Here is a 12,731-nt window from a genome sequence, read left to right as displayed (position 1 = left end):
GGGAATATTGAACCGGTCCGTTGAGCGCCGTACGCCCCTAACACCGTAAGCGGGTGCCTTGTGATACTAGCAGTTTCAATCCTGAGGGCAAATCGGGCGGGTGAGGAAAGGGAACCAGTAGCGCAGAGGCTACTGGCTGGGATCAGTTCTTTTTCACAAACTCAGACTTCAATTTCATCGGGCCAAAGCCATCGATTTTGCAGTCAATATTGTGGTCACCTTCTACCAGGCGAATGCTTTTTACTTTGGTGCCAATCTTCAGCGGTGTTGAACTGCCTTTGACTTTAAGGTCTTTAATCACCGTGACGCTATCGCCATCTGCCAGCAGGTTGCCGTTGGCATCTTTAACAATCAGGGTGTCATCAGTCGCGGCGTCAGCGCCATCAGCCCACACGTGGCCACATTCCGGGCAGTTGAGCATCACGCCATCTTGCCAGCTATATTCTGAGTGACATTTTGGGCAAGGAGGTAACGTTTCCATGATAATCCTTAAGTAAATCCATAATAAAGTAAGGGGATAGTTTACCTTGTCGGAGACGTTCTTCCTATTGCTGTTTGGCCGAGGATTTTGATACTTGCACAGTATCTCGCAGAGAACGCAGCGGCTGCTGACCTGATACTCGATGCGTCAGATATTGTGGTTCTGAATAATATTCACTGTAAAATCGCTATGAAAGGAATCAATGTTTAACTTTAATCGCTGTCTAAAGGCCAGATGGATATAGTGATCATCGGGGAAATAAGTCTGCACAGCGAACAGGATTTCAGTTTTCACTGGATCTATCGTGAGCCGCTGTTGCTGGCGGCGGGAAAACAGCATAAAAAAGCCCTGTAAACAGGGCTTTTTTACACAGTGAGCATCGCATTACTCGATGTTCTGAATCTGTTCTCTCATCTGCTCAATCAGCACTTTCAGCTCAATGGCAGAAGCGGTGATATCAGCATTAATGGATTTTGATCCCAGTGTGTTCGACTCACGGTTGAACTCCTGCATCATAAAGTCGAGGCGGCGGCCGACCGCTTCCTTCTTCTTCAGGATGTTATAGGTTTCTTTCACATGGGCTTCCAGACGGTCCAGCTCTTCCGCGACGTCCACACGCTGCGCCAGCATCACCAGCTCTTGCTCCAGGCGATTATTTTCCAGCTGTACCTGCGCCTCTTCCAGGCGGGTAACCAGTCGTTCACGTTGCCATTTGAGTACTTCTGGCATATGCGTACGGACTTTGATCACTTCCGCGCTCACCCCTTCCAGACGCTGTTCAATCAGCGCTTTCAGAGCCGTGCCTTCGCTTTCACGCGCAATAATAAATTCGTCGATGGCAGCATCCAGCGCCTTCAGCAACTGGGCAGAAATCGCATCCAGATCCTGCTCTTCGGCTGACATCACGCCAGGCCAGCGCAGGATATCGACCGGATTGATTTCACCCTCGTCGCTCTGCATTTTGACCCAGTTGGCAGCCTGCACCAGCTGGATGGCCAGTTTTTCATTCAGTACCAGCGAACTTTGGGCACGCGGGTCAGCGTCGAAACGCAGGTTAACTTCGATTTTCCCACGGGTTAGACGATTACGAATGCGTTCACGAATTACCGGTTCCAGGCCACGAAACTGCTCTGGCAGACGAATATAGGTTTCAAGATAGCGCTGGTTGACGGAACGCAGCTCCCAGGCTGCGCTGCCCCATTCGCCTTTCGTTTCGCGTCGGGCATAAGCTGTCATGCTGCGGATCATTTTGCGTACCGTTATTAGGAAAAGATGCAGCGATTATAGCGATGCTGACGATGCCTTAACAGGCATTCGGTCAAATGGCCGTGTTTTGGCTGACGTTTTGTTGCCAGAAGCTTAAGATGCCGAAATAAGAAACATCACTCACTTCAGGAGCCACTATGATGCCGCGCGTATTCACATTTTCCCTTCTGGTACTGGCGCTGTCAGGCTGCACGACACCGTCACGGCCAGCCAGCCAGATGACCGCCCCGATCTGTACCGTGGGCGACGCCCTGACGCAAACTACCCTCTACTTCGGTCTGAATCGCCCGCAGGGTGCCGTTATCACCGAGGCAGAATGGCAGACGTTTGTTGATTCAGAAGTCACACCTCGCTTCAAAGCAGGGTTGACGGTCTTTGCGGCAAAAGGGCAGTGGCTGGGAAATGATGGAAAACTGGCGCGGGAAAACAGCAAGGCGCTGCTGCTGATCCATGCTCCGGATAAAGCCAGTGAACAGGGGATTGAGGCACTGCGTGCTATTTATAAACAGCGCTTTGCCCAGGATTCAGTGATGCGGGTGGATGCGGCGGCCTGTGTGGCGTTCTGACCTGTCTTTTAATCAAGAACACCCGGCGCGAATGCGCCGGGTGTAGAGATTACAGCACCAGCCCGGCAAAGGCTGCAGAGAGCAAGCTGACCAGCGTGGAGCCGTAAATCAGCTTCAGGCCGTAGCGTGAAACCACATTCCCCTGTTGCTCATTCAACCCTTTTATCGCCCCGGCGACGATGCCGATAGAGGCAAAGTTCGCGAAGGAGACCAGGAACACCGACAGAATACCCAGTCCGCGCGGCGACAATTCTGCGGCGATTTTCTTCAGCTCAATCATGGCCACAAACTCGTTCGTTACCAGCTTTGTCGCCATAATACTGGCAGCCGGCAGAGCATCTGCGGTCGGGATGCCAATCAGCCACGCAAATGGCCAGAACACATAGCCAAGGATCTGCTGGAAGCTAATGCCGAAAACGGCTGAGAAAACGGCATTCACCGCTGCAATTAAGGCGATAAAGCCAATCAGCATGGCCAGAATTATCATCGCCACTTTAAAGCCAGCCAGAATGTATTCACCCAGCATTTCAAAGAAGCTCTGATCTTCGTGCAGCTTTTCCAGACGAATCTCCGGCTCATCGCCCACCGGTGTCGGGTTGATAATCGACAGGATGATAAAGGTACTGAACATGTTAAGGATCAGCGCCGCCACAACATAGCGTGGCTCAATCATCGACATATAGGCGCCAACAATCGACAGCGACACGGTGGACATCGCGGCCGCTGCCATTGAGTAGAGGCGACGTGGTGAAATCTCTGCCAGGATACCTTTATAGGCGATAAAGTTTTCCGACTGGCCGAGGATCAGCGTGCTGACGGCATTAAATGACTCCAGCTTACCCATACCGTTAACTTTAGAGAGAACGGTGCCAACGCCCCTGATCAACAGCGGCAGAATTTTAAGGTGCTGCAAAATCCCGATCAGGGCAGAGATAAAGACAATTGGGCAGAGCACGCCGAGGAAGATAAACGCCAGCCCCTGTGAACTCATCCCGCCGAAGACAAAATCGGTTCCCTGCGCTGCGTATTTCAGCAGAACCTCAAAGAAGCCTGAAAAGACGGTAACAACGGTCAGCCCGCCAGAAGCGTGCAGGAAGAACCAGGCGAGGGCAGCTTCAATGACAACCAGTTGCAACAGCACGCGTGGGCGAATTTTTTTCCGGTCATTACTGAACAGTAACGCCAGGCAGCAGATAATGGCCAGGGCCAGAATAAAATGAAAAACAGAGGTCATACGCAGGTCCGGCATGAGAATGATTAATGAGAGGCATTTAGCCATATTTCAGTTTGATTTACATCCAGCCGGGCGCTATCTGGCTGTTTTAGCGTTTAAATAGTCGTTATTTTCATAACAATCCGCGTTCAGTTTCGCCTGCGATAGGCAATCCATAGCGAAATCCGTATAATGCGCAGCCAATTATGTTTAGCTAGCCGGAGAGAAATTATGCGTCCATCAGGCCGTAGCGCACAACAGGTGCGCCCCGTCACCCTGACCCGTCATTACACCAAACATGCAGAAGGCTCTGTGCTGGTTGAATTCGGTGATACCAAAGTTCTGTGTACCGCCACCATTGATGAAGGCGTACCACGTTTTCTGAAAGGTCAGGGCCAGGGTTGGGTCACCGCCGAATACGGCATGCTGCCACGTGCCACCCACAGCCGTAATGCGCGTGAAGCGGCTAAAGGGAAGCAGGGCGGTCGTACCCTGGAAATCCAGCGTTTAATCGCCCGCTCGCTGCGTGCGGCAATTGATCTGAAGGCGCTGGGTGAATTCACCATTACCCTGGACTGTGACGTGTTACAGGCCGACGGTGGCACCCGTACTGCCTCCATCACCGGAGCTTGCGTGGCACTGGCTGATGCGCTGAACCATCTCGTCTCTATCGGTAAGCTGAAGACTAACCCGATGAAAGGCATGGTCGCCGCGATCTCTGTTGGCATCGTCAAGGGCGAAGCGCTGTGCGATCTGGAGTACGTTGAGGACTCTGCCGCCGAAACCGACATGAATGTGGTGATGACGGAAGACGGTCGCATGATTGAAGTGCAGGGCACCGCAGAAGGTGAACCGTTCACTCATGACGAACTGCTGAAGCTGTTGGAGCTGGCACGAGGCGGTATCGATACTCTGGTTGCAGCGCAAAAAGCGGCGCTGGCCAACTGATTTTTTCAGGCGACGATGAAGTCGCCTTTTTTATGCCCCCTATTTGAGGAAAACGACATGAAAGTCTGGCAGCGCCAATTTATCGAATTCGCCATCAACAAGCAGGTGCTGAAGTTTGGTGAGTTCACGCTGAAATCAGGGCGCAAAAGCCCTTATTTCTTTAACGCCGGTCTGTTCAATACCGGGCGTGATCTTGCCCTGCTGGGCCGTTTCTATGCCCAGGCACTGGTGGATTCGGGTATCGATTTCGATCTGGTCTTTGGCCCAGCCTATAAAGGCATCCCCATTGCGACCACGACGGTGGTAGCTCTGGCCGATCATCACGACCGTGACGTTCCTTACTGTTTTAACCGCAAAGAAGCCAAAACCCATGGCGAAGGTGGCACGCTGGTGGGCAGCCCGTTGCAGGGTAAAATCATGCTGGTGGATGATGTGATCACTGCAGGCACGGCTATTCGCGAATCGATGGAAATTATCGCGGCGCATCAGGCGACGCTGGCTGGCGTATTGATTTCCCTCGACCGTCAGGAACGCGGACGTGGCGAAATATCAGCGATTCAGGAAGTGGAACGTGATTATGGATGTCAGGTGATTTCGATCATCACGCTAAAAGAACTGATTGCTTACTTGGAAGAACAGCCAGAAATGGCCGATCATCTGATTGCTGTACGTGCTTATCGCAGCGAGTTTGGTATCTGACAGGATGTCGTTGTGCGGGCCGACCCTCTTTCTGGTCGACCCGCAACATTACACGAGTTGTGCGGCCAGTAGTGGCCAGCGTACGTCGAAGTCGACGGTAGGGCGATAGCGGAATTCGGAACGAACAAACCGTGACAGCAATCCCTCGCAAAATGCCAGTAGCTGGCTGGCCAGCAGCGTTTCATCGGTAATAAACCCTTCACCTTCACGCATTTTCTTCTCACGCATCACCTGGCGCAGCTGCACCTCAATACGTTCAAAAAGCTGGTTTATACGCCCCTGTAAGCGATCCTGTTCGAACATCAGCGCATGGCCGGTCAGAATGCGCGTTAAACCCGGATTACGCTCACCAAAGCCCAGAATTAACTGAGTGATCATACGTAGGCGCGGAAGCGTCTCTTTTTCATCTTTCAGAATCAGATTGATGCGCGTAATCAGGCTGTCTTCAATAAATTCGATCAGGCTGTCAAACATCTTGGTTTTGCTGGGAAAATGCCGGTAAAGCGCTGCTTCAGAAACCCCTACATTCGCCGCCAGTTTGGCGGTGGTGATGCGCTGGCTGCCATCACCAGACTCCAGCATTTGCGCCAGCGCCTGTAGAATTTCTTCGCGGCGATTCCTTTTCGCACTCTTCTTTTCTACCATGTCTTAAAAGACCCCTGAAAACATCACCATAAAACGGGCAAAGGCCCACACAACGTCCGTGAACGCGTGGTCACGGCGAGTCAATTCAGATTATCGTTGTGCGGCCCGTGGAGAATTACTGGCGACCAGAATGGCCGAAACCACCTTCACCACGCACGCTGGTGTCAAAGTCGTTGACCAGATTGAACTCGGCCTGGACGACAGGCACGAAAACCATCTGCGCAATACGTTCGCCGGGTTCGATAGTAAAGGAGTCTTGCCCACGGTTCCAGACGGAAACCATCAGTTGACCCTGATAATCGGAATCGATCAAACCGACCAGGTTACCCAGAACGACGCCATGCTTATGCCCCAGCCCGGAACGCGGCAGGATCACGGCAGCCAGCTGTGGGTCAGCAATATGAATCGCTAAACCCGTTGGCACCAGCGTTGTTACACCAGGCTCAAGCACAAAGGCTTCATCCAGGCAGGCACGCAAATCAAGCCCGGCAGAACCTGACGTGGCGTAGGTTGGCAGGGGGAAGTCGGTGCCGACTCGCGCATCAAGAATCTTAACGTCGATTTTTTTCATCATAAAGGCTGACAATCTCGTCTAATAGCTGTTGGCCAAGGAGTGTCTTATCGCAGAGCGGTAAGGCTTTATCTCCCTCCTGCCAAAAAAGGTGAAGAGCATTGGTATCACTGTTGAAACCCTGCCCGGTTTTGGCTACATCATTGGCGCAGATCAAGTCCAGATTCTTGCGCGTCCGTTTTTGTTGTGCGTATTCTTCCACATTCTGGGTTTCAGCGGCAAATCCTACAACATACGGTCTGTCGTGCGGCATCGCTGCAACACCTGCCACAATATCGGGATTTTTTATCATTCGCAGGGTGATTTCTTCGCCCTGTTTTTTGATTTTTTCTTCCGCCACTGCCGCCGCCCTGTAGTCGGCTACTGCCGCACAACCAATAAAGATCTGTTGAGCGGCTGCCTGCGCCATCACTGCCTGCTGCATGTCCAGCGCCGAAGTGACATCAATACGATTAACGCCTGCCGGTGTCGGCAACGTAACCGGGCCCGCCACCAGCGTGACGCTGGCACCGCGTTGCGCCGCCGCCGCCGCAATAGCAAACCCCATCTTTCCTGAGCTGTGATTGCTGATAAAACGCACCGGATCGAGTGCTTCCCGGGTCGGGCCGGCGGTGATCATAATATTGAGATGTTGCAGATCGTTGACGGGAGCAGCCCAGTTTATCGCCAGGTCAACAATCGCCAGCGGGTCGAGCATACGCCCTGGGCCGATATCGCCACAGGCCTGGCTGCCGCTGTCAGGGCCCCAAACCAGCACTCCGCGTTGTGCCAGCAGTTGTACATTATGCTGGGTAGGCAGTGCGCGGTACATCTGCTGGTTCATTGCCGGGACAATTGCCACCGGTGCTGCCGTTGCGAGGCAAAGGGTCGTCACCAGGTCGTTCGCCATACCCGCGGCAACACGGGCGATCAGGTCCGCAGTTGCAGGGGCAAGGATGACCAGATCTGCCCATTTCCCCAATTCAATATGACCCATAGCGGCCTCAGCAGCCGGGTCGAGTAAATCGTCGGAAACCGGATAGCCAGATACAGCCTGCAAACTGAGTGGGGTGATAAAGGCTTTCGCTGCGTGAGTCATGACGACACGTACTTCTGCGCCACGGTCGCGTAACCTGCGTACCAGTTCAGGGGTTTTATAGGCAGCGATCCCCCCACTGACGCCAAGAACAATACGTTTTCCGGTTAATCCCATCATGTTGCTGTTCGCCTTCTGTTTAGCCTGCCCGGTGCTCTCGCGCCGTAATCTGATTATTTTATCACACTCCGGCGGGCGGGTTAGCACCACACATTTTTTGCGAGCTGGCGCGTAAAGTCAGCACATCGCAATAGGAAACTACTGTATATAATGCCATGCTTTTTTATCTTCAGGAAGGAGAAACGGCAGATGGATGAGAACTGGATGGGGTTACCCCCGCGTGAAAAATTGTTGAAATGTGGCGCACAAACGCTGAGTGATGTTGAACTGCTGGCTATTTTCCTGCGCATCGGAACGCGTGGGGTCCACGTGATGACGCTGGCGCAGCGGTTGCTTGACGTATTTGGCTCGTTACACCAATTGATGACGGCACCCGCCGAAGATTTTCAGGCGATTCACGGTATCGGCATGGCAAAATATGCGCAACTCAATGCGGTGGCCGAACTCGCCCGGCGCTGCTTTACCTGCCAGCAGGCATTGGAAAACCGTGTTGTCAGCAGTGCTGAACAGATGCTGGATTTTCTTAACAGCTCACTGGCGCACCGGGAAAGGGAGATTTTCCAGGTGGTCTTTTTTGATAATCAGCATCGGGTCATTCATACCAGTGAAATGTTCAGTGGCACGCTCAACAGCGTTGAAGTGCACCCCCGTGAGATTATACGCGAAGCGCTAAAACGCAATGCAGCGGCGGTCATTCTGGCGCATAATCACCCATCCGGGCTGGCAGAACCCAGCCGCGCCGATCGTGATATAACGCAGCAAATTGTGCGTGCCTGTACCCTGATGAATATCCGGGTACTTGACCATATGGTGATCGGGCGGGGTGAGTATGTGTCTTTTGCTGAGCGGGGATGGCTATAATGAGTGGGCTGTTATTTAACCGTTTTACGATTTAGTTCAGGAATTACAGTGCATAAACCGGATGCTTCCTGTACAAAAAAGACAAATGTACGCGATCCTTAGGGATCTTTATCTGTTCGGGACTTGAGCGGTCGCGCTTCAGGGCGTATACTACGCCACCTTTGAGAATCTCGGGTTTGGCGTTTGAGCCTACTCAGCGGGTTCACATAGAACTCGCCTGGATGGGCTATAAGCCTGACGAGGCGGCCAGAACCTTATTTTTAAAGCTCGAGCTGATTTGATTTTTGGAGAATAGACATGTCACGAGTCTGCCAAGTAACTGGCAAGCGTCCGGTAACGGGTAACAACCGTTCCCACGCAATGAACGCGACGAAACGCCGTTTCCTGCCGAACCTGCACTCTCATCGTTTTTGGATTGAGAGCGAAAAGCGCTTCGTTACACTGCGCGTATCTGCCAATGGCATGCGCGTAATTGATAAAAAGGGTATTGATACGGTCTTGGCCGATCTCCGTGCCCGCGGTGAGAAGTACTAAGGTAAGGAACTGAAACATGGCTAAAGGTATTCGTGAGAAGATCAAGCTGGTTTCTTCTGCTGGTACAGGTCACTTCTATACCACCACGAAGAACAAACGTACTAAGCCGGAAAAATTGGAACTGAAGAAATTCGATCCAGTTGTCCGCCAGCACGTGATCTATAAAGAAGCTAAGATTAAGTAATTAATCTCAGTGGATGAAAAACCCGGCCCCGGCCGGGTTTTTTTGTTTCTGGGGTTTTCTGTATAGTACGCTGCAGTGTGAAAAATTGGCCAGGCGCTACGGAGGCGAGGCAATGCCAGAGTTACCAGAGGTCGAAACCAGTCGACGCGGGATCGAGCCACATCTTGTTGGAGCAACGATTCTGCATGCAGTGGTGCGTAATGCACGCCTTCGCTGGCCTGTTTCGCAAGAAATCCATGCTCTGAGTGACCAGCCCGTTCTGAGCGTCCAGCGCCGTGCTAAATATCTGCTGCTGGAACTGCCAACAGGCTGGATCATTGTGCATCTTGGAATGTCGGGCAGCCTGCGCGTATTGCCGGAAGACCTGCCTGCGGCAAAGCACGATCATGTTGATCTTGTCATGAGCAACGGTAAGGTTCTGCGTTATACCGATCCACGCCGCTTTGGTGCCTGGTTGTGGTGTCCTGACCTTGCCGCCAGCTCTGTGCTGTCGCATCTGGGGCCAGAGCCGCTTAGCGAGGATTTTTCAGCCGCATATCTGTTTGAAAAATCACGGGGTAAGCGTACAGCGGTCAAACCCTGGCTGATGGATAACAAAGTGGTGGTGGGCGTGGGAAATATCTACGCAAGTGAATCGCTGTTTGTGGCGGGGATCTTACCCGATCGTCCTGCAATGGACTTAACTGAAGCCGACACCGGGCTGCTGGTTGCCACCATCAAAGCGGTCCTGCTGCGTTCTATTGAGCAAGGTGGTACTACCTTACGCGACTTTCTACAAAGTGACGGTAAGCCCGGGTATTTTGCGCAGGAACTGCAGGTTTATGGCCGTGCGGGTGAACCTTGCCGACAGTGCGGCATGCCAATCGAGAGCAGTAAGCACGGGCAGCGCAGCACCTTTTTCTGCCGTCACTGCCAGCAGTAAGCCGCTCTTGATCAGAGTTTCGCTTTCAGTGCCTCATACACCGGGGCAGGCAGGAACGCCTGGACTTCCCCTCCGTGGCGCGCCACCTCTTTCATCAGGGATGAAGAGATAAAGGACCAGGCTTCGGAAGGCATCAAAAATACGCTTTCCAGCGTGGGCATCAGGTGACGGTTCATATGCGCCAGTTGCAGTTCGTATTCAAAATCAGACACCGCCCGCAGGCCACGTACCAGCACATTGGCCTGCTGCGCTTTGGCAAAGTTAGCCATCAAGTCACTGAATCCCACCACTTCAACATTCGGCAGATGTGCCACCACTTCGCTTGCCAGCGCGACGCGTTCCTCCAGTGAGAACATAGGCTTCTTACTCGGGCTTGCCGCCACCGCCAGTATGATGTGATCAAACATCAGCGCGGCGCGGGTCACGATATCGAGGTGCCCGTTGGTCATTGGATCAAAGGTACCGGGGTAGATGGCTTTGGTGCTCATAGTCTGCCGTTCCTGGATGCGTGATTAAGAGCCCAGAGGGCCGTGTATTTATTGAAAGTATATTGTGCATTGACCACGGCCAGCAGCCAGCCCTGTTTACCATCAAGAAAACCCGCACGCAGTACCAGTGTCTTCAGAAAAGCGCCGATGGTATGGCCAAAAATAGCCGCGATACCGCAGCGTTTGCCTTGCTGATGGCGTTGTTTCGCCCAGGCTTCCGCATAGGCGAATTGTTTCCACTGGAATGCAGAGAAGTCCCGACAGGTCAGATGCAGCAGATCGCCGCGTAACGGTGTGGCTTTCGTTTGCGCCGTTTCCAGCGATTCATGTACCTGGTTATCGTTGTATTGATATTGACGGGGGTACAGGCGGGTGACTCGGTCAGGATACCAACCACTGTGACGCATAAAACGCCCCAGGAACAGGTTGCGCCGTGCAATGCTGTACACTGTGGAAGATGGCGGCTGTTCCAGCACCTTTTCAATGGTTTGTTTTAGTTCAGGAGTGACGCGCTCATCGCTGTCGATCATCAAAATCATCGGATGGCTGGCATAGCTCTGTGCCAGCTGGCGCTGTTTACCATATCCATGCCACTCCTCAGAGTGAAAGACCTTTGCGCCATGGCGGCTCGCAATGTCCGGGGTACCATCGCTGCTACCTGAGTCGAGCAGGATGATCTCATCTGCCCAACTGATTGACTCAAGACATTCTGGCAGCAGGTCTGCCGCATCTTTGGCAATAATCACTACCGACAGTGTCTGGCGTGAACGCATTTAATGATTCCGCTGTGGCAGATGAGGTTCAAGTAAATGTAGCAGACGTTGTAATGCACCCTGATTCTGGTGGAGCACATCAACGGCATGACGGCCGTAGTAAAGGCGGTAATCTTCATCCGTCAGCAGGGTACCAATCTCTTTATCCAGCGAGTCGGCATCGGTCACGGTGATCATGCCATCGGCCTGCTGCAGGCGTGCACAGATATCTTTAAAGTTAAAGATATGTGGCCCCATCAACACCGGAATGGCATGCGCAGCCGGTTCCAGCGGATTGTGGCCACCACGCTCAACCAGACTGCCACCGACAAAGGCGAGGTCGGCAATACCGTACAACAGCATCAGTTCGCCCATCGTATCGCCAATGACGACCTGAGTACTGCCAGAGGGGATTTCACCGCTGCTGCGTAAGGTATAGCTGAACCCGGCTTTTTGGGTCAGTGCGCGTGCGGTATCGAAACGTTCCGGATGGCGTGGCACCAAAATCAGCAGCAGGCTGGGGAAACGTTCCAGTAGCTTACGGTGTGCTTCCAGAATGATGCTCTCTTCGCCTTCATGGGTACTGGTCGCAATCCAGACCGGACGACGGGGTGCCCACTGACGGCGCAAGGTGATAGCACGTGCCGCCAACTCAGGTGTGACAGAAATATCAAATTTCAGGCTACCGGTAACTGAAAGCTGTGAGCGCTTGACGCCCAGACCGATAAAACGCTCGCCATCTTCCTGATTCTGCGCGGCAATCAGTGTGATGCGTTGCAGCAGGCGTTTCATGAATTTGCCGATCTTTGCATAACCCTTTGCTGAACGTTCAGACAGGCGCGCATTGGCGATGACCAGAGGGATTTTACGGGCATGCAGTTGAGTGATCATATTGGGCCATAGTTCGGTTTCCATAATGATCACCAGTCGCGGACGAACGGTATCGAAGAAGCGATTCATTGCGCCGGGTAGGTCGTAGGGCAGGTAAACGTGATGAACATCTTTGCCAAATGCCGAACTGGCGCGCTCCGATCCCGTCGGGGTCATGGTGGTGACGACAATCGGCAGGTCGGGGTAGCGATGGCGCAACGCACGAACCAGAGGGATCGCCGCCAGTGTCTCACCGACCGATACGGAGTGCAGCAGAATACCCTCTGGCTTCACTTTCCCCGTGCAAAATCCATAACGTTCAGCCCAGCGTTTACGGTAGGCAGGAGCCTTTCGACCACGTAGCCAGAGGCGCAGCCAGATGAGAGGCTGAATGAGATACAGCAAGGCGGTATAAATGGTAATCATCACATTGTTTTCAGTTGAACAGAGACATATGCCCAGGGATAGCCGAAAAAAGAGAAACAATGCGGCATGTTAGCAGATAAGTGAGGCCTGCTCACACTACTTCATTGTAG

16 protein-coding genes are annotated in these 12,731 nt (G+C 52.9%); 7 read left to right on the top strand and 9 right to left on the bottom strand.

The features are described from left to right. Positions 1-142: 142 nt before the first annotated feature. Complete coding sequence (locus FY046_RS20110) at positions 143-481, bottom strand: zinc ribbon domain-containing protein YjdM (RefSeq protein ID WP_133846456.1); 339 nt, start codon at positions 479-481, stop codon at positions 143-145. Positions 482-865: 384 nt separating this feature from the next. Then, complete coding sequence (locus FY046_RS20105) at positions 866-1,729, bottom strand: YicC/YloC family endoribonuclease (RefSeq protein ID WP_133846455.1); 864 nt, start codon at positions 1,727-1,729, stop codon at positions 866-868. Between the two features lie 155 nt (positions 1,730-1,884). Here FY046_RS20105 and FY046_RS20100 point away from each other — a divergent pair, with 155 nt between their 5' ends. Beyond that, on the top strand, positions 1,885-2,313 hold the full coding sequence (locus FY046_RS20100) for a DUF3574 domain-containing protein (protein WP_133846454.1): 429 nt from the start codon (positions 1,885-1,887) through the stop codon (positions 2,311-2,313). 49 nt (positions 2,314-2,362) lie between these two features. On the opposite strand, the gene FY046_RS20095 is transcribed toward FY046_RS20100, so the two are convergent. Further along, on the bottom strand, positions 2,363-3,547 hold the full coding sequence (locus tag FY046_RS20095) for a NupC/NupG family nucleoside CNT transporter (protein WP_133846453.1): 1,185 nt from the start codon (positions 3,545-3,547) through the stop codon (positions 2,363-2,365). 210 nt (positions 3,548-3,757) lie between these two features. Between FY046_RS20095 and rph the strand changes: the two genes are divergently transcribed. Further along, positions 3,758-4,474: a ribonuclease PH gene (rph, locus tag FY046_RS20090; RefSeq protein WP_133846452.1), complete on the top strand. Its 717-nt coding sequence runs from the start codon at positions 3,758-3,760 to the stop codon at positions 4,472-4,474. A 57-nt stretch (positions 4,475-4,531) separates the two neighbouring features. Beyond that, the gene (gene pyrE / locus FY046_RS20085) at positions 4,532-5,173 is read left to right on the top strand and encodes an orotate phosphoribosyltransferase (protein ID WP_446186419.1); all 642 of its coding nucleotides are present in this window, start codon (positions 4,532-4,534) and stop codon (positions 5,171-5,173) included. A 48-nt stretch (positions 5,174-5,221) separates the two neighbouring features. On the opposite strand, the gene slmA is transcribed toward pyrE, so the two are convergent. From slmA to coaBC, 3 genes are all read right to left on the bottom strand, one after another. Then, positions 5,222-5,818 carry a nucleoid occlusion factor SlmA gene (slmA, locus tag FY046_RS20080; protein WP_133846450.1) on the bottom strand — a complete coding sequence of 199 codons (597 nt, stop codon included), beginning with the start codon at positions 5,816-5,818 and terminating at the stop codon, positions 5,222-5,224. 115 nt (positions 5,819-5,933) lie between these two features. Then, positions 5,934-6,392, bottom strand: coding sequence for a dUTP diphosphatase (gene dut, locus FY046_RS20075; protein ID WP_133846449.1), 459 nt, complete (start codon positions 6,390-6,392; stop codon positions 5,934-5,936). Further along, complete coding sequence (coaBC, locus tag FY046_RS20070; RefSeq protein WP_133846448.1) at positions 6,370-7,584, bottom strand: bifunctional phosphopantothenoylcysteine decarboxylase/phosphopantothenate--cysteine ligase CoaBC; 1,215 nt, start codon at positions 7,582-7,584, stop codon at positions 6,370-6,372. Before coaBC ends, dut begins: the two co-directional genes overlap by 23 nt. Positions 7,585-7,773: 189 nt before the next feature. Here coaBC and radC point away from each other — a divergent pair, with 189 nt between their 5' ends. The 4 genes from radC (at position 7,774) to mutM (ending at position 10,085) form a co-directional block, all read left to right on the top strand. Continuing rightward, a complete protein-coding gene (gene radC, locus FY046_RS20065; protein ID WP_133846447.1) occupies positions 7,774-8,445 on the top strand; it encodes a RadC family protein in 672 nt (223 codons plus the stop codon). Between the two features lie 297 nt (positions 8,446-8,742). Beyond that, the gene (rpmB, locus tag FY046_RS20060) at positions 8,743-8,979 is read left to right on the top strand and encodes a 50S ribosomal protein L28 (RefSeq protein ID WP_062746922.1); all 237 of its coding nucleotides are present in this window, start codon (positions 8,743-8,745) and stop codon (positions 8,977-8,979) included. Between the two features lie 16 nt (positions 8,980-8,995). Further along, entirely contained in the window at positions 8,996-9,163 is a 168-nt protein-coding gene (gene rpmG, locus FY046_RS20055; protein WP_001051798.1) for a 50S ribosomal protein L33, read from the top strand. A gap of 112 nt (positions 9,164-9,275) precedes the next feature. After that, positions 9,276-10,085, top strand: a complete 810-nt coding sequence (gene mutM, locus FY046_RS20050) for a bifunctional DNA-formamidopyrimidine glycosylase/DNA-(apurinic or apyrimidinic site) lyase (protein ID WP_133846446.1) — start codon at positions 9,276-9,278, stop codon at positions 10,083-10,085. Positions 10,086-10,096: 11 nt separating this feature from the next. Here mutM and coaD read toward each other — a convergent pair whose 3' ends face one another. From coaD to waaA, 3 genes are read right to left on the bottom strand one after another with little or no spacing between them, the layout of a single operon-like run. Then, complete coding sequence (coaD, locus tag FY046_RS20045) at positions 10,097-10,573, bottom strand: pantetheine-phosphate adenylyltransferase (RefSeq protein WP_133846445.1); 477 nt, start codon at positions 10,571-10,573, stop codon at positions 10,097-10,099. Beyond that, entirely contained in the window at positions 10,570-11,346 is a 777-nt protein-coding gene (locus FY046_RS20040; RefSeq protein ID WP_133846444.1) for a glycosyltransferase family 2 protein, read from the bottom strand. The genes coaD and FY046_RS20040 overlap by 4 nt, the downstream gene beginning before the upstream one ends. Further along, complete coding sequence (gene waaA / locus FY046_RS20035) at positions 11,347-12,621, bottom strand: lipid IV(A) 3-deoxy-D-manno-octulosonic acid transferase (RefSeq protein ID WP_133846492.1); 1,275 nt, start codon at positions 12,619-12,621, stop codon at positions 11,347-11,349. Between the last annotated feature and the right edge of the window lie 110 nt (positions 12,622-12,731).

The sequence above is a fragment of the Erwinia sp. 1181_3 genome (genome assembly GCF_052824965.1).
Note: the sequence above shows the minus strand (reverse complement) of the source record. Positions and strands in the feature narration are given on the sequence as shown.